Origin of the sequence: Paenibacillus puerhi, from assembly GCF_009846885.1 — a bacterium.
GTDB classification, from domain to species: domain Bacteria; phylum Bacillota; class Bacilli; order Paenibacillales; family NBRC-103111; genus Paenibacillus_G; species Paenibacillus_G puerhi.
The window spans coordinates 65,148-82,611 of record NZ_WUWM01000019.1 but is presented as its reverse complement, the minus strand read 5'-3'; the positions used below and the strand labels follow the sequence as shown (position 1 = coordinate 82,611).

At 53.6% G+C, this 17,464-nt stretch carries 21 protein-coding genes; 9 read left to right on the top strand and 12 right to left on the bottom strand.

Annotated features, from left to right (window positions below):
* Positions 1 to 331 precede the first annotated feature (331 nt).
* On the top strand, positions 332 to 1,324 hold the full coding sequence (locus GSF01_RS17835) for an NAD(P)/FAD-dependent oxidoreductase (RefSeq protein WP_159886382.1): 993 nt from the start codon (positions 332 to 334) through the stop codon (positions 1,322 to 1,324).
* A gap of 83 nt (positions 1,325 to 1,407) precedes the next feature.
* Here GSF01_RS17835 and sda read toward each other — a convergent pair whose 3' ends face one another.
* Positions 1,408 to 1,563: a sporulation histidine kinase inhibitor Sda gene (sda, locus tag GSF01_RS17830; RefSeq protein ID WP_159886380.1), complete on the bottom strand. Its 156-nt coding sequence runs from the start codon at positions 1,561 to 1,563 to the stop codon at positions 1,408 to 1,410.
* Between the two features lie 304 nt (positions 1,564 to 1,867).
* Between sda and GSF01_RS17825 the strand changes: the two genes are divergently transcribed.
* Together GSF01_RS17825 and GSF01_RS17820 are read left to right on the top strand one after the other, a co-directional pair.
* Complete coding sequence (locus tag GSF01_RS17825) at positions 1,868 to 2,164, top strand: DUF4870 domain-containing protein (protein WP_159886378.1); 297 nt, start codon at positions 1,868 to 1,870, stop codon at positions 2,162 to 2,164.
* 114 nt (positions 2,165 to 2,278) lie between these two features.
* Positions 2,279 to 2,605: an SPW repeat domain-containing protein gene (locus GSF01_RS17820; RefSeq protein WP_159886376.1), complete on the top strand. Its 327-nt coding sequence runs from the start codon at positions 2,279 to 2,281 to the stop codon at positions 2,603 to 2,605.
* A gap of 318 nt (positions 2,606 to 2,923) precedes the next feature.
* Here GSF01_RS17820 and GSF01_RS17815 read toward each other — a convergent pair whose 3' ends face one another.
* The gene (locus tag GSF01_RS17815; protein ID WP_159886374.1) at positions 2,924 to 3,286 is read right to left on the bottom strand and encodes a HesB/IscA family protein; all 363 of its coding nucleotides are present in this window, start codon (positions 3,284 to 3,286) and stop codon (positions 2,924 to 2,926) included.
* Positions 3,287 to 3,319: 33 nt separating this feature from the next.
* A complete protein-coding gene (locus tag GSF01_RS17810) occupies positions 3,320 to 3,553 on the bottom strand; it encodes an aspartyl-phosphate phosphatase Spo0E family protein (RefSeq protein WP_159886372.1) in 234 nt (77 codons plus the stop codon).
* A gap of 270 nt (positions 3,554 to 3,823) precedes the next feature.
* Between GSF01_RS17810 and mqnE the strand changes: the two genes are divergently transcribed.
* A complete protein-coding gene (mqnE, locus tag GSF01_RS17805) occupies positions 3,824 to 4,930 on the top strand; it encodes an aminofutalosine synthase MqnE (protein WP_159886370.1) in 1,107 nt (368 codons plus the stop codon).
* A gap of 28 nt (positions 4,931 to 4,958) precedes the next feature.
* Positions 4,959 to 6,023, top strand: a complete 1,065-nt coding sequence (locus tag GSF01_RS17800) for an NAD(P)/FAD-dependent oxidoreductase (protein WP_159886368.1) — start codon at positions 4,959 to 4,961, stop codon at positions 6,021 to 6,023.
* A gap of 6 nt (positions 6,024 to 6,029) precedes the next feature.
* Here GSF01_RS17800 and GSF01_RS17795 read toward each other — a convergent pair whose 3' ends face one another.
* Complete coding sequence (locus GSF01_RS17795) at positions 6,030 to 6,290, bottom strand: YuzB family protein (RefSeq protein ID WP_159886366.1); 261 nt, start codon at positions 6,288 to 6,290, stop codon at positions 6,030 to 6,032.
* A 79-nt stretch (positions 6,291 to 6,369) separates the two neighbouring features.
* Between GSF01_RS17795 and GSF01_RS17790 the strand changes: the two genes are divergently transcribed.
* On the top strand, positions 6,370 to 6,618 hold the full coding sequence (locus GSF01_RS17790; RefSeq protein ID WP_010493716.1) for a NifU family protein: 249 nt from the start codon (positions 6,370 to 6,372) through the stop codon (positions 6,616 to 6,618).
* An 81-nt stretch (positions 6,619 to 6,699) separates the two neighbouring features.
* Here GSF01_RS17790 and GSF01_RS17785 read toward each other — a convergent pair whose 3' ends face one another.
* The 5 genes from GSF01_RS17785 to GSF01_RS17765 form a co-directional block, all read right to left on the bottom strand.
* Positions 6,700 to 7,521, bottom strand: a complete 822-nt coding sequence (locus GSF01_RS17785) for an SDR family oxidoreductase (protein ID WP_159886364.1) — start codon at positions 7,519 to 7,521, stop codon at positions 6,700 to 6,702.
* Between the two features lie 58 nt (positions 7,522 to 7,579).
* Complete coding sequence (locus GSF01_RS17780) at positions 7,580 to 8,353, bottom strand: Cthe_2314 family HEPN domain-containing protein (RefSeq protein WP_159886362.1); 774 nt, start codon at positions 8,351 to 8,353, stop codon at positions 7,580 to 7,582.
* Between the two features lie 215 nt (positions 8,354 to 8,568).
* On the bottom strand, positions 8,569 to 9,003 hold the full coding sequence (locus GSF01_RS17775) for a universal stress protein (RefSeq protein ID WP_159886360.1): 435 nt from the start codon (positions 9,001 to 9,003) through the stop codon (positions 8,569 to 8,571).
* A 103-nt stretch (positions 9,004 to 9,106) separates the two neighbouring features.
* Positions 9,107 to 10,051, bottom strand: coding sequence for a COX15/CtaA family protein (locus GSF01_RS17770; RefSeq protein ID WP_159886358.1), 945 nt, complete (start codon positions 10,049 to 10,051; stop codon positions 9,107 to 9,109).
* A gap of 224 nt (positions 10,052 to 10,275) precedes the next feature.
* Positions 10,276 to 10,620: a thioredoxin family protein gene (locus tag GSF01_RS17765; protein ID WP_159886356.1), complete on the bottom strand. Its 345-nt coding sequence runs from the start codon at positions 10,618 to 10,620 to the stop codon at positions 10,276 to 10,278.
* 161 nt (positions 10,621 to 10,781) lie between these two features.
* Here GSF01_RS17765 and GSF01_RS17760 point away from each other — a divergent pair, with 161 nt between their 5' ends.
* Both GSF01_RS17760 and GSF01_RS17755 read left to right on the top strand, forming a co-directional pair.
* Complete coding sequence (locus tag GSF01_RS17760; RefSeq protein WP_159886354.1) at positions 10,782 to 11,627, top strand: SPFH domain-containing protein; 846 nt, start codon at positions 10,782 to 10,784, stop codon at positions 11,625 to 11,627.
* 10 nt (positions 11,628 to 11,637) lie between these two features.
* On the top strand, positions 11,638 to 11,865 hold the full coding sequence (locus tag GSF01_RS17755; RefSeq protein ID WP_159886352.1) for a hypothetical protein: 228 nt from the start codon (positions 11,638 to 11,640) through the stop codon (positions 11,863 to 11,865).
* 220 nt (positions 11,866 to 12,085) lie between these two features.
* Here GSF01_RS17755 and GSF01_RS17750 read toward each other — a convergent pair whose 3' ends face one another.
* Positions 12,086 to 13,702: a copper amine oxidase N-terminal domain-containing protein gene (locus tag GSF01_RS17750; protein ID WP_159886350.1), complete on the bottom strand. Its 1,617-nt coding sequence runs from the start codon at positions 13,700 to 13,702 to the stop codon at positions 12,086 to 12,088.
* Between the two features lie 133 nt (positions 13,703 to 13,835).
* Here GSF01_RS17750 and GSF01_RS17745 point away from each other — a divergent pair, with 133 nt between their 5' ends.
* The gene (locus GSF01_RS17745; RefSeq protein ID WP_235941580.1) at positions 13,836 to 15,128 is read left to right on the top strand and encodes a DUF2515 family protein; all 1,293 of its coding nucleotides are present in this window, start codon (positions 13,836 to 13,838) and stop codon (positions 15,126 to 15,128) included.
* Positions 15,129 to 15,145: 17 nt separating this feature from the next.
* Here the strand turns inward: GSF01_RS17745 and GSF01_RS17740 are convergent, their stop codons facing one another.
* Both GSF01_RS17740 and GSF01_RS17735 read right to left on the bottom strand, forming a co-directional pair.
* Positions 15,146 to 16,849, bottom strand: a complete 1,704-nt coding sequence (locus GSF01_RS17740) for a putative polysaccharide biosynthesis protein (RefSeq protein WP_159886348.1) — start codon at positions 16,847 to 16,849, stop codon at positions 15,146 to 15,148.
* A gap of 108 nt (positions 16,850 to 16,957) precedes the next feature.
* Positions 16,958 to 17,446: a DUF456 domain-containing protein gene (locus GSF01_RS17735; RefSeq protein WP_159886346.1), complete on the bottom strand. Its 489-nt coding sequence runs from the start codon at positions 17,444 to 17,446 to the stop codon at positions 16,958 to 16,960.
* Positions 17,447 to 17,464: the final 18 nt, after the last annotated feature.

Sequence of the window (17,464 nt, the reverse complement as noted above, 5' to 3'; positions counted from 1 at the left end):
GAACCGAGAGGTTCATACCCCATATTCTTGAGTCGAGCCCGGTCCGTATACTTCTGTTTAACCGGGACAACGTACACCGAAAACATAAATGAACAGAACTAACCAATTCTTATGAAATGATATAATGTTACGTCTGAAATAGCAAGTGTTATTTTGATTACAAAGTAACGATTATATGACAAAAATCACTTTATGATCCATCGCAATTTGAAAAAAATTTGAACGTCATTCCACAATTTAATTGATAATTGTTCTCTTTATATTTCCATAGAGGAGACCTGCGTTTATAATAGAGGGGATTCATACCCGTACCGGAGGTGTTTTATCTTTCATGAGCAACGAAATTGTAGACATTATTGTTATTGGCGGGGGGCCTGCCGGGATGTTCGCTTCGTTTTACGGCGGAATGCGCCAGGCCTCAGTCAAACTGATCGAGAGCATGCCGCAGCTCGGCGGACAACTTGCGGCGCTGTATCCGGAGAAATATATTTATGATGTTGCGGGCTTCCCTAAAGTTACCGCCCAGGAGCTTGTCAATAACCTGGATGCCCAAATGAAGCATTTCAGTGGAATCAACGTCTGCCTCGAGGAAAAGGTACACAAGGTCGAGAAAAAGGACGAGCGGTTATTCGAAGTTACGACGGACAAAGGCGTTCATCAATCCAGAGCCGTCATTATCACGGGAGGCGTAGGCGCATTCGAGCCAAGAAGACTCGAGCTGCCGGAAGCCGCCAAGTATGAGAAGACAAACCTGCACTACTTCGTCAGCGATCTCTATAAATTCAAAAATCAAAAGGTGCTGATCAGCGGCGGCGGCGACTCGGCCGTAGACTGGGCGCTCATGCTGGAGCCGATCGCCGAAGAGGTCACGCTGATTCACCGCCGCGATAAGTTCCGCGCGCATGAGCACAGTGTAGAAAACCTGATGAAATCCAAAGTCAAGGTTCTGACGCCTAAGGAAATCGTTTCCCTCCATGGCGGAGATGACAAGATATCCTCCGTTGTCCTGAGCGATATTAAATCAGGCGAGCAGACGATCATCAATGTCGATGCCGTCATTGTCAACTTTGGCTTCGTCTCTTCCCTCGGACCTATCGGCCAATGGGGACTCGAAATCGAGAACGGCTCCATCGTGGTGGACTCCCGCATGGAAACCAACATCCCGGGCATTTTCGCTGCCGGCGATATCACCACCTACCCCGGCAAGCTCAAGCTGATCGCTGTAGGGTTCGGAGAAGCGCCGACCGCTATTAACAACGCCAAGGTGTACATTGATCCTACGGCGAAGCTGTCCCCAGGACACAGCTCCAACATGAAGCTGTAACATCGCTTGCGCTCAAACAGCCCTCTACCTAACCTAGGATAGAGGGCTGTTTGATTCGTTTGATTCCCAAAAAAAAAAGCAGGTCAGCTGACCTGCGCATCGCTTTCTCTGTGAAAATCCAAGTCAAGCTGACGACGATTTATCTCTTCCAACAGTAATTCGACAAATTCTTCTTCAAGCTTCAAGTCGAGGGCTTTAAAGTAGGATTCTACCAAGATCTCATTACTGATCAGTTTCATAGCCATCACCTTACTATTCTTAAAGTACAGTCATATTACCATGACCTGGAATATAGAACAACCGTTCCGTTATCCACATGAAGCTGTGTACATCCTGTGCATATCATGTTGACAAGTGTAGAATTATAGGGACTGATACGGAAGGATATGTGGACAACGTTATACACAACCTGTAGTTAGCCTCAGGCTATAAAAAAATTTAATCACAATCCGGATGATCCTCATTTCTCAAAAGAATGAAACGATGCTTTCTTCTCTACGTATTGACTACCAATTCATTGCCTTTAGAAGGGAGACGTTTAGTATGGAAACAAGAAAAATCATTTCATCCATCGCTTATTTCAGCATTTTCTTTGCAGGCTTTATTATACCGATTGTGATCTACTTCATAACGGATGACCGCGAAGTCCAACACCACGCCAAGAAAGCGCTGGTATCCCATGTACTTCCTTTCGCATCCCTTATTCTTTTCCTCGTTCTGTTTTTCGGTTCCTCTACGTTTGGCAGCATAATTCTGGCTTCGGTGCTATGTGCCGTCTTGTACTTGGCCGTCATGATTTATAATGTGATTCAAGGGATCAGGGTGCTGATGGATAGATAAGCCAAGGTCTACGTAACCTTTCTGCAATCGCTTGCATATTGTAAAGCAAGGGCTCGGACTCGGGTACGCCTCTCTATAGCCCTTACAGCGCTGTAGAAAGGATGGTGAGATCGGATGGCCTTCTACAATGGACTTGCCGCGTTGATCGGCATCCTCTTTGTTGCCGGGCCCTGGTGGGCAGGCTTTGCCGACAATGAGCATGCCGTTTGGACAGGAGCGGTGCTCGGCTTCCTCCAGCTCTTCTCCTCGTTATCCGCACGGGGTCAGACAGGCTGGTCTTCTGCGCCCCATTGGGTGTCCCTGCTCTGCGGCGTATCGTTCCTCATTTTTCCTTTTGCGTTTCTTTTGAATTGGATCGCAGCGCTCCTTTATATCGCGCTTGGATATGCGACTGTGCTGCTCAACTATGCGGCGTTGAACCGGCATATACCGCCTAAATAACCGCTTAACGGGAATGCAGTCCTTCACGCGACACGGAGGGCTGCTTTTCTTATGGATGCGAGCCTTCCAAGCAAGTCACCCACCCATGCTCGGGTTCAAGATCGACTCACGCTCTTCGGCTGCATGTAACTGTGGATACTGTGCATAAAGCATCTAATAAGGCGCCAGATCTTGCATCGTGCCTGTGTATATCATGAATACCGACCTGACTTATCCACAAAAGATGATCCGCACATAAAAAAACCTTCCGCGCGGGGTGTGTACACATCACACATCCTGCGCGGAAGACAGCATTTCCATGATAACTAGCTCAGGGGGTTAGTCTTCGCAAGGCTGAGCCAGCACCGCATCCTCTTCCTTCGTGCGGAACGATTGTCCGCAGCCGCAGGAAGCCACCGCGTTCGGGTTTTGAATCGTGAAGCCCCCGCCGATTCCGGTGTCTTGAAAGTCAATCTCGACACCGTACAGGTACTTGGCGCTCTCCTCATCCACGACAACCTTCAGTCCATGGATCTCCATGACCTTGTCGCTTTCCTCCTGATTGTCGTCAAAGCCCATGCCATAAGAAAAGCCGCTGCAGCCGCCCGACTTCACGCCGATACGCAGAAATAAATTGTCAGCTTCCTCCGCTTGCAGCATTTCTTTGATTTTATCGCTAGCCGTCTCACTGATCGTAATCATAGAAACTCAGCCTCCCTTGCCTAAAAGTTAGTTCTATATAAAAGTATACTCCTTTGCGTCGGACACCTCAAGGGACTTTGGATAGCCGGTTTGTTTCCTCAGCCTCTCCATTCGATAATACCGCAGCAGGAGCACGTCCAGTTGTTCGCTGCAGCGGTGAACCTCGGGATGCATCAAACCTAGCTCCACACCTAATCGAACCATCCGCTCGCGGATATGTTCGATCTCCCGAGTCAGTGTGAATTGCTGGTCAGCTAAATTGTCCATTAAGCAAGCTTACACCGCCTATCCAACTTGTACCGTCTACATGCTAACAAAAAAGAAGTATACTAGATTTCGGAGACGAAGAAAATAGAGAATCAAAAATTTATGATGTATTGCCCCGCTTGGATATGAGGTTTATAATAAGATGGATTGTCCATAGCTAGTATCAGAAGAAACATGTGCCTGATATTCGTTTAATTTGTGCCAGATTTGTAGAATGCGCCCATGAGCCAACTGCCCATGGGCGCCTATCCAGTTTACGGAGGTGGATCGATGAGCACCGCAATCAGCAACGAACAACTGCGCATGGCGGCAATCGCCGAGAAGGTGGAGCATGGCGAGCGCCTCACATTGGAGGACGGCGTGTTCCTCTATGAATCCGACGATCTTCTGACCATTGGCCAGATGGCCAATACCGTCAATTTACGCAAGAATGGCAAAAAAGTGTATTTCGTCGACAACATGAGTCTTTACTTTACGAATGTATGCGAAGAGCACTGTGCTTTCTGTCATTTCCGCCGCGACGAAGGCGAGGACGGGGCTTATACATTGACTCCCGAGCAAATGTTCGACTATATCGACAAACATTACCACCCCGGTATGCGGGAATTTCATATTACGGGCGGGCATAACGCGAACGTACCTTTCCAATACTATGTAGACAGCATACGCAGTTTGAAACAGCGCTACCCGGATGTCACCATCAAGGCGCACACGGCTGCCGAAATCGAGTTTTTCTCCAGGCTTAGCGGGCTTAGCTATAAGGAAGTGCTCCAGGAGCTGATGAATGCGGGACTCGGTACGATGCCGGGCGGCGGCGCTGAAATATTATCCGAGCGTTACCGCAAAAAAATGCGTCTCGTAGACAAAGCCTCGGCGGATCAGTGGCTGGATGTTCACCGTGCTGCGCATCAGCTCGGCATGAAGACGCATGCGACGATGCTGTTCGGCTCGATCGAGACGTATGAAGAACGGATTCGGCATCTGATGTACTTGCGCGAGCTGCAGGATGAAACCGGCGGTTTCATGGTCTTCATCCCCAACGCCGTTCAGCCGGCCAGCATAGATGCAGGCTTGAAGCGGCGGGTATCGGCTTATGACAACCTCAAAACGATCGCTATCAGCCGTCTGATGCTGGACAACATCCAGCATGTCAAAGCGTATTTTATTAACCTCGGCACCCAGCTGACCCAGATTGCTTTCTCCTTCGGCGCATCGGATGCGCACGGCACGATTATCCAGGAACGCATCAGCCATGCAGCCGGGGCTACTTCCCCTGAGGGCTTGACCCGGGACGAGCTTGTTTTCCTGATCAAGGGAGCCGGACGCATTCCGGTCGAACGCGACACCTTCTACAATGAGATTCAGGTTTACGAATAATCAGAAGTGAGAAAGGGTTCCCTCTCTTATGAAAAAACTGGTCATTCTAGGCGGAGGTTATGGTGGTTTAACGGTGGCCGGGCAATTGCTCGATGGCGATCTGCCGGCCGATACGATGATGATTCTGGTCGACCGGATGCCCTACCAGGGACTCAAAACCGAATATTACGCATTAGCAGCCGGAACCGTCTCGGATCAGGATATCCGGGTACAGTTCCCTGTCGACCCCCGGCTTATTCTCAAGTATGGGGAAGTCATAAGCGTAGACCCGGAAGCCAGGCTCGTCCATTTCGCTGACGATGAGCCCTTGTCCTATGACTGGCTCGTTATTGCGCTTGGCTGCGTCGACAAGTACCACGGCATAGAAGGGGCCCCCGAGTTCTCACAAAGCATCCAATCGCTATCCTCTACGCGCAAGGCTTACCAAAGCGTCAACGATGCGAAGCCTTACGGACAGATCTCCATCGTGGGCGGCGGACTTAGCGGCGTCGAGGTAGCGGCCGAGCTGCGGGAGAGTCGCCCGGACCTGAACATCCGCATCATCGACCGCGGAGCCAGCGTCTTGTCCCCTTTCCCTGAGAAGGTGCGGCGCTTCGTACGCGAATGGATGCTTGAGCATGATATCGAGCTGCGTACGCATGTTTCCTTGAGCAAGCTGGAGCCCGGAATGCTGCACAACGGACCGGAGATCATCTACTCGGATGTCACGATCTGGACAGCGGGCATCCAGCCTAGCCCCATCGTGCAAAATCTGAACTTGCCCAAGGACGCGCAGGGACGGCTGGTCATCAATCCCTACCATCAAGTGCCGGACTATCCGAATATTTATGTGGTAGGGGATTGCGCTTCCCTCCCCTTCTCGCCGAGTGCGCAAGCGGCCGAGGCACAGGGCGAGCAGGTCGCGGATGTACTTAGAGCTTTATGGAAAAACGAAACTCCCCGGCTTGGCAAGATCAAGCTCAAGGGAGTCCTCGGATCGCTTGGAAAAAAATCCGGCTTCGGCATGATGGGCAAGCGTACCGTCATGACCGGCATGATGCCGCGGGCCATCAAGAGCGGCGTGCTCTGGATGTCCAAACGGCATTTCGGCTAAAGCCGGCTAGTCGCTGTCACTCAAGAGATCGAACATGTCTTCGATCTCTTTGATTTTGGCCAGAACGGCCTGCTCCAGAGCTTCGGCCGTTTCGCCCGCTACAATCTCGCCGTTCACGAGCGCGAAGGGGAACAGGTAGCATTCCCCGCAGTTGCCCAGACAGCCGTATTCCAGAACATCGTAATCGGGATTGGCCTCCAGCGCATGCATCAGCTTATCCGTCCCATGATGCATATTGCTGGCACAAAATTCAATGATGGGTCTCACAGACGGCATTGCTCCTTTACAGCCATTTTAATTTTCTGACTATTGTACTATAATAAGAGTAAGAAGGGAGATGAGGCACATGAGCGAGAATACGCAGCAAAGTACCATGTATGATGAGGTGCTTGAAGTTCTAGATAAGCTTCGTCCATTCCTGCAGCGTGACGGCGGTGACGTTGAGCTGGTGGATGTGGAGGATGGCATCGTTAAGCTGAGATTGATGGGGGCTTGCGGCAGCTGCCCGAGTTCCACGATTACACTGAAAGCCGGTATCGAGCGCGCGCTGCTCGAAGAGGTCGAGGGCGTTCAGGAAGTTATGCAGGTGTTCTAATATCCCGCTCAGGGATAGAGGCGAAAGGGTCGACCGTTAACGGTCGGCCCTTTTCTGCATCTTCGAGCTGAGCATACCGCATCAGTAGGATGCGGCAGGGCCCGCGCTCGCCCCATCCCGGACCGCTCCGCCGCCTACGATAGCCCGGATGGGATCGAGTCCTCCCGACACATCGATGATATTGCCGGTCAAAAAATCCGACCGGTCCTCGCACAGAAAGGCGATGACGCGTGCGATATCTTCTCCCGTACCGGGACGCCCGCGCGGCGACTCGTCGTCGTGCAGATGCTCGACCTCCTGAATCAGCCTCTCCTTATTGGCTCCACGAATATCGCCGGGACAGATCATATTCACGGTGATGCCGCCTCCGGCTTCTTCAGCCGCCAATGTTTTCGTGAAGGAAACCAGACCTACCTTGGCCGCCGCATAGACAGCCCGGTGCGGCCAGCCTCTTGCCTCCGCCGCATGGCCGAAGCCAAAATGGATGATACGTCCCCACGAGGCGGCACGCATCATCGGGATAACCAAATGATCCAGATGCATGACGCCGAGGAGATTCCCCTGCATGAGTTCTTCGATCTCGGCAGCTTCATAATCCCTGAAAAACCGGCGTTCTCGGATAAACGGTCCGGCATTGTTAACCAGCACGTCAATCTGACCGTACCGGCTGACCGCCTCGGCGACCAGCCTTTCGCGATCAGCCGCTCGGCAGATGTCAGCCTGCACCGCGAAGCAGCGGACGCCCAGCTCACGCACCCGTTCACACAGAGCCTGGGCTTCCTCTTCGCTATGCACATAATTGACCAGAATATCGAAGCCTCGCTCGGCCAGCAGAAGCGCCGTCATCCTGCCCAGTCCCTTGGCGCTTCCGGTAATGAGCGCGACTTTCCGTAATGGCATCATGCCCATTCCCCCTGCAGGCTTATTCTACCTCTCAGTATAGTGGATGCGGGAGCCCGATTCAACGGCGCCTGACACGGCTCCGGGTATTCCCCTCTCCCGTCTTGGTACGGGTGTGAGCCTCGGGATTGGACGGCGGATGCTTGGCTATATACTTAAAGACGATGGCGATAATACGAAACGCCATATCGCAGCCTGCTTTCAAATCCGCCAGATTGCCTTCCATTTCTTCGGCCTCGGGCCTGATGCGTTCTCCCGGCTTGCTCTCTCTCGCCCGGATCAGATCGTCCAGCAGATCCGCATCGATCGTATGTATTTCCATATTGCGCTGATTGCGCAGGCGAGCCACCGGCTCCTTGTACTTCATCTTCAGATCGTACAGCATCTGTTCCAGACCCGTATGTAACCCATTCTGGTGCATGTTCCGCAAGACGGTGAAATAAGAAAACCGCGATTTGATCTTTTCCGTTTGCAGCTCGAAGCGTTCATTCATAAATTGTCCCAGCTTGTCCAATATAGAGAACAGCCGGATCAGGGCATTTTTATAATAATACAAATGGCGATTATACTGCTCGCGCTCATCGGGCGGCATCCGATGGACGAGCATCGTATCCATGAGTTCACCATAGCGGACGGCCGCGTATTGGCTCTGCTCCAGCTCATCGATTGAGCGCAGGAAGCTTTGGCTCCATATGGCAAAGCGCCGCTCCTGCGTCGTCTGCTTCTCCTGCGGGATCAGCATCAGGGTACGCATGTATTTGCGGATGGCTTCATTGGCCTCCAACAGCAGTCCTTCTTCCTTGCGGGGCGGTTCTTGGAATAATGCTCTTAACATGTCGTTTGCTCTCCATTCTTGCGGAAGTGCCCGGTCTCTTTGCTAGTATACCCTATGAAGATGGCGAACACTATGGGGGACCTGCCGGCAGCTGGACGCAATCTCTTCCGTCCTGGGGCCTATGCAAAAAGGCCGAAGCCCTTATCATCAGGACTTCGGCAGGACTTCGGCAGGACTTCGGCAGGACTTCGACAGGCCGATGCCCGGGCATCGCCTTATTTCACGACAAGAACAGGAACACGCGCATGCTGCACAACATTATGACTGACGCTACCAAGCACGAATTCGCCAATTCCGCTCAATCCTCTGCTGCCGATAACGATAACGTCAGCCGCAGTAGTTACGGCATACTCAAGTATAACCTTGGCCGGAGAGCCTTGCAGCGTAGTAACCTCGATGTTCGAGGCTCCGAACTTTGCGGCATGCTCCCTCGCCTTCTCCTCAAGCGCTTGGGTGTACTCATATTCTTCCGTGGCCCTAGCAGGTGGAGCCGCAATGAAAGCATCCCCAATCACCAGCGTCGGCCAATAAAAAACGTGAAGCACCTGAAGCTTCGCTTCCGGCGTCAGCGCCGCAAGCCGGGCTCCCGCTTCGAGAGCGCGTTCCGAAATCTCGGACCCGTCATAAGCAACCAGAATATTGGCATACATCGTACATTCCTCCCTTGTCTTTTTTTACCCTATATAGGCTACCTGCCAAACAACCTATGGATGAGGAGATATAGGTTCACGTATATACGCTTGAAGAAAAGGCTTACGGCAGCCTGCGTGCTGCGTAAGCCTGAGCTTGCGCCCCCTTCGTGTGAAGAGAAGCGATCGCGGAATAGCATAACACTCCGAACAGAAAAGAAATCAGCATCGCGTGCAGCAAGCTGGCAAGCAAATAAATGTCGTAGCCGATGGCTAGGGTGACGAAGCCGCCGCTCAGGATCTGCAGGATTACCAGATAAAAGGCTAGGCGGATCGACTGATACATACCGCTGTCCCGGCTGGCTTGTCCGCGCACGAACATAAATAAGACGAGCAGAGCAATACCGAGAACCGCTGCTCCAACTCGGTGAATAAAAGCGATTCCCGTCGGACCCGACAGCTCGGGGATCACCTGGCCGTTACAGAGAGGCCAACCGATACAGCCGCCCATCGCCTCCGTATGACGGACAAAAGCGCCCAGGTACACTACAACGTAGCTGTAGACCAAAATAGCCCAGACCGAGAAACGAACGCCCCCTGAAAGGCGGGTGCCATCCCCCTTGTTCATCGCATCGCCGAATTTCGTAAAAACCAGATACAGCAGCAGCGTAAAGGCAAATGACATCAGCGAAAACCCGAAATGAAGAGCCAGGATCGCCGATGACTGCGGCCAAACAACCGCCATAGCCCCCAGTATCGCCTGAAGCACCGTAAAGAACATCGCACCGCCGACATACCACTTGGCATCCTTGCGCCGGCTGTACAGAAACACCAGAATGGTCGTAGCCAGCAAAATCAGACCGACAACCCCCACCACAAAGCGGTGGCTGTATTCAATAAACGATTCAATCGTATACGCAGGAACAAATTTTCCGTTGCAAAGCGGCCAGTCGTCTCCGCATCCGCGTCCGGATTCGGTTTTGGTGACGAGCGCCCCCATAACAAGAATCAAGAACATGCCCAGCATGCTGGCAAGAGACCAGGCTTTCATTCTCCGCTCCATCTTCATCCGCTTCTCACCCGCTTCTTTCGTTCGTTACTTGCTTGGTATGGACATTCGATGATGTTCAGACAGCACGAACGTTCATTAATATTATAACGATTAATGGGGGTCAATTCCATGCGGAAATGTTACAAAGCCATGAAAGAAGAAAAGCCCAGAGGAGGCGCTACTTCGCCTTCTGGGCTTCTTCCGGCCGGAGCGTCCGAGCCTTGCTTCAAGCAGCCGTTTGCCTACGAGCTGACGGCTCCGGAAACCTCAAGCGCACGGTCGAGAAATTGCTCGATCTCCTCTCTCGTCTTGCGCAGCTTGCTGACAAAGCGAACAAGCTCCTGCCCGTTGCGAAACACGATAAAGCTGGGGATTCCCAGAATATTGAGCTCGCTGCATAGATCGGGAAGATCGTCGCGGTCAATGTGAATGAACCGCAAACGATCCTCATAAGCCGCCTCAACCTGCGGCATAAACGGATCGATAAAGTGGCAGTCCTTGCACCACGTCGTCTTAAACACGGCCACTGTAGGCTTATCGTCTGCCACAATTTCCTTGAAGCGCTGGTCGGTTTTGACCTGTTCCATCCTGATCACCTCTACCCACTTATAGCATTCGGCAGACAGTCTGTCAAACTTGCCTATTTTGGCTATTTTCCATTTATTACATTTTACATTATTTCCTAATAGTGATATCATATAAATATCAATTCGATATCCAAATCTCAATCTCAAGGAGTGAAAAACGCATGCACGAAAAGAAACCCTGGACTTGGAACGGTTTTGTCGGATTACTCACGCTTGTCCTTGTCGATATCGTCGGAGCCTGGTTTATGGTTCAGACCGAATCGCCTGTTCTCGGCATTGTCCTGGCCATTATTTCCATTTCCCTGCTGTCCGGCTTGACGATCGTTCAGCCTAATCAGGCCATGGTCGTTACTTTCTTCGGCAGCTACGCCGGAACTATTCGCCAGAGCGGCATCTGGATGACGATTCCTTTCTCGGTCCGTAGGAAAGTATCGCTGCGGGTCCGCAACTTTAACAGCGCCAAGCTGAAGGTTAACGACATCGAAGGCAATCCGATCGAAATCGCCGCCGTCGTCGTATTCCGCGTGGTCGACTCAGCCAAAGCGACGTTCGATGTGGACAATTACGAGCAGTTTGTTGAGATCCAGAGCGAAACCGCACTCCGGCACGTAGCGGGCAAATATCCGTACGATACGTTCGAAGACGGGGGCTATTCTCTGCGAGGCAACTCGGATGAAGTCGCCGGCCAGCTTGCCCAGGAGCTGCAGGACCGGCTTTCCGTAGCAGGGGTCGAGGTGATGGAGGCCCGCCTTACCCACCTCGCCTACTCGACTGAGATTGCCAGCGCTATGCTGCAGCGGCAGCAGGCCGCCGCCATCATAGCGGCCCGCTCGAAGATCGTAGAAGGCGCTGTCGGGATGGTTCAGCTCGCGATCTCCCAGCTGCAGGAAGAAGGCGTCATCGAGCTGGATGAGGAACGCAAGGCGGCGATGATTAACAATTTGCTGGTGGCCATCGTGTCTGATCGCTCGGCTAGTCCGGTGATCAACACGGGTAGCCTGTACTAAGGCGTCCGCCATGGCCGCGAAGAAAAATTTTGCTCTGCGGCTGGATCCTAAGCTTTATGAGGCGCTCGAGCGTTGGGCGGCAGACGATTTCCGCAGTGTGAACAGCCATATCGAATACCTGCTGCGGGAAGCCGCAGCCCGGGCCGGCAGACTGGGACCGCAGCGTCCGCCCTCCACCAGCCGCGCAGAGAACCCTTCATCCAGCTCAACGTCCAGCCCGAATGACGAAGTCGAATAAGCAGGCCTATCCTAAAGCCGGCTCCCGAAGCTCCTTCACCAGAGGAGGCTGATCGGGGGCTGGCTTCTTTACGTCTCCTGATCAATCCGTATAATAAACCGCTTGATAGGATAACCTAACCATACTAGGCGCAATCGGAGTGCCGGATGAACGTAATCGCTATGCCCGTTCTCCATACAAAAAAGCCCGGGATGCTCATGCATCCCGGACCTTCTATCATCTAGTCGCGTGTAATCTCGACCGTTTGCGTCTCTTGCGTCCAACCAACCTTGGCGTTCATGCTTTCGGCTACGAAACGGACCGGCACGTAAGTATTACCTTCTACCAGTGCAGCCGGCTGTTCCAGCTCGAACGCTTTGCCGTCAACCGTCGCCTGCTTGCTGTCGATCGTCAGCACAGCAACTTTGCCTGTCAGCGGATCTGTAATCTTCACTTGCTTAGCAGCGGCATCCCACTCAACTTCAGCATCCAACTGCTCGGTTACGAAACGAACCGGAACCATGACAGTTCCTTCATTATTGTATGGCTGAGGCAAGAAGTTCAGACTGTCGTCTCCTGCCGCCGGAACATGCATGCTTACGTTTTTCTTAGTAATTTTCAGCTCATCCTTCAGAAGCTTGTACAGATCGGATTTCGGATCCAGAGAGCCGACCAGCTTTCCTGCCGTCAATCTGCCCGAGTTGCCCTTCCAGTTGATTACGCCACCCGACACATCGATTTTATCGATCGAAACCGGCTGGTTAATGTTCCACATCTCGCTAGCGGACGTGACCTTAAGCGATTTGATCCCTTGCTCCGACCATGCCGGGAAGGCCAGCTGGACTTCTGTCAACGACTTGCGCGTAAAGTGATCCTTATCCAAGTACAAGTCCATTTTCAAAGATTGGTCATCGTTCAACGCATCCTTCAAGGAGCCGCCTTCGGCGCCGGGGAGGTTGTCGATGGTCTGATCGAAGTTTGCTACGCTTTGCTCGAGGCTGCCTTTGACGAACGTATAAAGGAATTCAACCGCCAGCGTTTTGTTCTCCAGGAAAGGTGTGATCTGATCCATCATAGGGTTGCCTTCGCCTTCCGGCATGGATGCCTCAGCAGCTTTGATGGATTCCTTGACAATCGGCACATACAGATCGTAGATCACGGCGATGAAGTCCTTAAGACCTTGCTCGTCCTTAAGTACGTTCTGCAGGAAGCCCTTCACCAAGCCGATCAGCTCGCCGCCCTTTACTTCTAGGGACAGCTTCTGAGTCTCAATGGATTCCCCATTTACCGTGATCAAAGCGTCTTCAACTTTGATGTTCTTCGGATTCGGGAAATTATTGGTGAAGAAGCTGGAGAGTTTCGGCATCGAATCAACGGCTTTTAAGGTAAGATCCTGGATCTGCTTTTGCAGCTCCTCGGTCAGCATAGCTACCGCAGCCGGGTTGCTGCCAAACGCCATGTCGCTATTGCTGACCACGATCGGTTTCTTGGCGCCTTCAATATCGAGGACATAATCCAAATCAGTCATGGTAAGGTGAAAAGGAATGCTCGAGCTGCCGTAAGACAATGTACCCTTCATGGAAGCGCTGGTCAACCCTTGCTGCTTGGAATCCGTGATATCGATCTTGAAGTTTTTAAACAAGTCCATCACGCGCTTCTGTTCCGCTGTCAAGCTCGCCGACGGCTCTTGGATCAGCTCAAAGGTCAAGCTTGACGAAGATTGCGCGGATTTAATCGCGTACGAATTCGAGATGGCTTTACTCACATCGACCGTTCCTACAGGCGCACAGCCTGCAAGGCCGATTGCGAGCGCCGAGGCCATCAGGCCGGCTCTGAAGTTCCAATTTCTTTTCTTCATCTTCTACCTCCTACGATTTTACATAAATAAAAGCTCAATAGTTATATACGTAACCATATCAGGAAATGTTTCGTTATTCCAGACAAAAAATCTACAATCTGTAGCTTTTACTTTATGCTCAGGTGGCGATGAGATGAATCGCAGCAAGTCCCGCGAGCGGCGCCGCTCTTGGATAAGCCTTGGGATATTGAAGGCGATGAGCGCTAATGCCCGCAAGCTCGGAAACCGACTGCGTCACCGGCTCAGCTCGGCATGGGGCAGGTTTACAGCAAGGGAGGACAAGGAAATCCGGTATATACGCCTGAGCGCGGATGCGGTCTCTCAGCTCGCAGCCCGCTGCTCCGGGAACCCGGGGATTTCCCTGTCAGACGCTATGCCGGAGGCTTTGTCCGATGAGGAAAGACAACTGCTTGCCCGCATCCGGACTGAACGCGACGAGCTGGGACGAAACAACGTGACCCGCACAGAGGCGTACCTGCGGGTTTATCGAGATCGCCCCGAGCTCCACTGGGCGTTTCTCGCGCATATGGTATCGCGGAACGGCGGCTGGGCCATGACGGATCTATGCGGAGAATTCGTCCCCTTCTTATTGGATGGCGAGAAGCGCACCTGGATATTCGGCTTTCTCGAGCGGGCGAACGCGCTTATTTTTCGGGACGCGTACCCTCAGCTGCTGGTCTACGAAGCAAGCATCAAGGCTCGCAGACCGCTGTTTCATCTGCTTCCGGAGCTAGGGGTATCGCGCTTTATGCGGCTGCTTTGGGAAAGCCACTGGGAGAAGCCCGACGTTTCCCTGCTTACGATCGGCTTGATCATTAACGAACAGCATTACATCGAAGAACGCGTCGTCCGCAACCCGGCCTACCGGCAGCATGTCATCTCGACTGTTTTCTTCCAGGCCCAGGCTTTGCTGCAGCTGAACCAGATGCTGCTTCCTCATGCTCGGACACAAGCATGCCGCCTGGCAGGTCTCACACTGGAGAGGTTCACCAGCTTGAAGGAGCGGATTGAAATCGGCAAGCAGATGTATGCCCTGCTATTCGCCATTCCTGCCGTGCACGAAGGCGCGGTTCGCTTTGCCTTTGCCAGGCCCCATACCGGTTCCAGGGCCGACTACTGGCCGCATTTGTTCGCTCCCGCCAGGGAAGAGCCTCCACGCCTGCGTGGAGAGCTTCAGGAGAAGCTGGATCTGGATGGCATTCGGCTGAAAGCAGGCGCCAGGAAGCTATACAGCCCGGCTCTGGCGGACGTATGGCCGGACTGGCCGGCTGCCGATCCGGAGCCTGGAGACTGGTTCTGCGACTTATCCGCGCTCGATTACTTGGGCGATATCCCGATACCAGCCCGCTATGATTTGACGCAAGCATACGGCAGCGGCCTGAAGAAGATTGAGCTGGCCGTACGGGCGGGCGAGCTGTTCAGGTAAGGCTTGCAAAGCTAAAGCTATTTCTTCAAGCGTCGCAGCAGAGGTGAAAGCAATTTGCGAAGCGGTCCAGGCAGGTTGCTCAAGTCCTGAACGCTTATCACGCGCGTAGCGAAGAGCAAGCCTGTATAAAGCACGCCGACGACACCGCACACGATGACCGCCTGCACGAAGTCGTTAGCCCGAACCCAGCCGAATGGTTGAACCGACTTATAGACAACGGCATCCAGCAGCAATCCTCCAAGCGCGACAAGCAGCGTGGAGGCGATCAGCCCCGCCCAGCGCCGAGCGCTGAAAATACGGAAAGGAACGGACTGGTGAAGCACACGCAAATTAATCGCTGTCATCAAGATGAAGCATAGGGCCGTGGCGGCGATAATGCCATAGATGCCCCATATCGGCGCGAGGACGAAGCTGAGCAGCAGCTTCGCTGCGATTCCGACCGCTACGCCAAGCACCAGAGGCTTCATCCTTCCCATCCCCATCAACACAGCGCCGGATGTTTGCATGACGATCTGGAAAATAGCCGATACCGTCAGGGCAGCGATGATCGGCCCCGCATGCGCATCCACAACGACCGACCCCGCGGCATTGCCGAAAATAAATCCGTTCAGCGGCCGGGCGCCCAATGCGATCAGCAGCACCATGGGCAGGCCCGACAACAAGGCCAGCTGCAGCACCTTGGAGGTTTGGGCGGAAACCTGCTTCATATCGTTCTGCGAATAGGCCCCCGAGATAATCGGAACGATCGACTGGCTTAAAGCAACCGCAAGTATAATCGGGATACCTGCCAGAGATTGAGCCCGGCCTGTCAGGATCCCCAGCAGCTCGCGGGCGGTATGCTCGCCAACCTGATCCTTCAGCAGAAGAGTAACGATCGAGGAGTCAATCGTATAGATCAGCGTAACGGTCATGGAAAAAATAACGATCGGCACGGAAAGCCGGAACATCTGCGCGTAAATAGTGCGGAAAGTAAGCAGTCCTCCGGCAGCTTCGCTCTCGGCCCTGCCGGTACGGTCTGCTTGGTTCGGCTCGGCGGCCGGGACAGCGACGCCGCTGCTCTGAGCGCGCTCGCCCCGGTCGCGCTTCCTCAGGCGCAGCGCGTAGTACAGCATCACCGCAGCCGCGGCTACGCTGCCCATCACGCCCCCGAACGACGCGCCGGCTACCGCTGCGTCAAGGCTATGGCTGAGCAGCAAGTAGGCCAGCGCCACCGAGGTGGCGACGCGGAAGATTTGCTCGATAATTTGCGAGATGCCGCCCGGCATCATCATCCGGCGCCCTTGAAAATACCCCCGCATGATCGCGATCAGCGGGAATAACAGCAAGGCGGGGGCGATGGCCTGGATCGGCAGCGTCGCCTGCGGGTTAAGGATGCTGCGGGCGAAATACGGCGCCCCCGCATACATGACCGCCGTCATCACCACGCCGGCAACAGCCGCAAACCAAAGCGCAGCCCGATAGATGCGGTCCGCTTCCTCATGTCGCCCGAGCGAAGTCCGCTCCGAGATCATCTTGCTGAGTGCGCTGGGGATGCCCGCCGTCGCGACAACCAACAGCACCGAGTACAGGTTGAAAGCAATCCCGTACGCGGCCATCCCGATATCTCCCAGCAAATAGACGAGCGGGATGCGCTGCACCACGCCCAGCGCGCGCGCTACCAGCGCCGCCAGCGTCAAGATCAGCGTCCCTTTGACTAACGAATCCTTCGTATCCTTTGCCAACTTTTCCCCTTCTTCCCTACCGATCCTTCGTGCGAAAGACCGCCCGGCAATTCGCCGGCCGGTCCTCTTGTCATGCTTCCAATCATGCCTTCGTCTAACGGGTTATGGCTACGCAAAGCGCACGACCCAGACGATGAACAAAATAATCATCAGCAGCTGCAGCGTAACCTTGACGAACAAACCGGAGAAAAACCCGACCAATGCGCCCAGACCAGCCCGCAGCGCCTGCTTGACCGGCGTGCCCACGATCAGTTCGCCGACAACGGCGCCTAGAAAGGGGCCCGCTATCAAGCCCACCACCGGAATCACGAATGGCCCGGCGATCAGCCCGATGGTGCTGCCGACGACGGAGGCCCGGTTGCCTCCGAATTTTTTGACTCCTATCGCATTCACCAAATAATCGGCGACCATAAGCACCGCCACGATCGTCGTTTGAAGAAGCCAAAACCATACGCCGAACGGCTTGAAGCCGATCATCCACCCATAGACAAAGTAGGCTCCGTAAATCGCCAACGCTCCGGGCAGAACCGGGTATACCGCCCCAGCCATACCGACCGCGAACAAGAGGATGACGATGATCCAAGCCGTTATCACCATGCCGACCGCTCCTCTCTA

Bases quoted from the DNA above. Each gene is read 5' to 3' on its own strand.
- GSF01_RS17820 (WP_159886376.1), top strand. From the start codon at position 2,279: ATGGCCTTCTACAATGGACTTGCCGCGTTGATCGGCATCCTCTTTGTT.
- sda (WP_159886380.1), bottom strand. From the start codon at position 1,563: ATGAAACTGATCAGTAATGAGATCTTGGTAGAATCCTACTTTAAAGCC.
- mqnE (WP_159886370.1), top strand. From the start codon at position 3,824: ATGAGCACCGCAATCAGCAACGAACAACTGCGCATGGCGGCAATCGCC.
- GSF01_RS17810 (WP_159886372.1), bottom strand. From the start codon at position 3,553: ATGGACAATTTAGCTGACCAGCAATTCACACTGACTCGGGAGATCGAA.
- GSF01_RS17780 (WP_159886362.1), bottom strand. From the start codon at position 8,353: ATGTTAAGAGCATTATTCCAAGAACCGCCCCGCAAGGAAGAAGGACTG.
- GSF01_RS17800 (WP_159886368.1), top strand. From the start codon at position 4,959: ATGAAAAAACTGGTCATTCTAGGCGGAGGTTATGGTGGTTTAACGGTG.
- GSF01_RS17770 (WP_159886358.1), bottom strand. From the start codon at position 10,051: ATGAAGATGGAGCGGAGAATGAAAGCCTGGTCTCTTGCCAGCATGCTG.
- GSF01_RS17825 (WP_159886378.1), top strand. From the start codon at position 1,868: ATGGAAACAAGAAAAATCATTTCATCCATCGCTTATTTCAGCATTTTC.
- GSF01_RS17765 (WP_159886356.1), bottom strand. From the start codon at position 10,620: ATGGAACAGGTCAAAACCGACCAGCGCTTCAAGGAAATTGTGGCAGAC.
- GSF01_RS17815 (WP_159886374.1), bottom strand. From the start codon at position 3,286: ATGATTACGATCAGTGAGACGGCTAGCGATAAAATCAAAGAAATGCTG.
- GSF01_RS17745 (WP_235941580.1), top strand. From the start codon at position 13,836: ATGAATCGCAGCAAGTCCCGCGAGCGGCGCCGCTCTTGGATAAGCCTT.
- GSF01_RS17785 (WP_159886364.1), bottom strand. From the start codon at position 7,521: ATGATGCCATTACGGAAAGTCGCGCTCATTACCGGAAGCGCCAAGGGA.
- GSF01_RS17755 (WP_159886352.1), top strand. From the start codon at position 11,638: ATGGCCGCGAAGAAAAATTTTGCTCTGCGGCTGGATCCTAAGCTTTAT.
- GSF01_RS17735 (WP_159886346.1), bottom strand. From the start codon at position 17,446: ATGGTGATAACGGCTTGGATCATCGTCATCCTCTTGTTCGCGGTCGGT.
- GSF01_RS17835 (WP_159886382.1), top strand. From the start codon at position 332: ATGAGCAACGAAATTGTAGACATTATTGTTATTGGCGGGGGGCCTGCC.
- GSF01_RS17750 (WP_159886350.1), bottom strand. From the start codon at position 13,702: ATGAAGAAAAGAAATTGGAACTTCAGAGCCGGCCTGATGGCCTCGGCG.
- GSF01_RS17790 (WP_010493716.1), top strand. From the start codon at position 6,370: ATGAGCGAGAATACGCAGCAAAGTACCATGTATGATGAGGTGCTTGAA.
- GSF01_RS17760 (WP_159886354.1), top strand. From the start codon at position 10,782: ATGCACGAAAAGAAACCCTGGACTTGGAACGGTTTTGTCGGATTACTC.
- GSF01_RS17775 (WP_159886360.1), bottom strand. From the start codon at position 9,003: ATGTATGCCAATATTCTGGTTGCTTATGACGGGTCCGAGATTTCGGAA.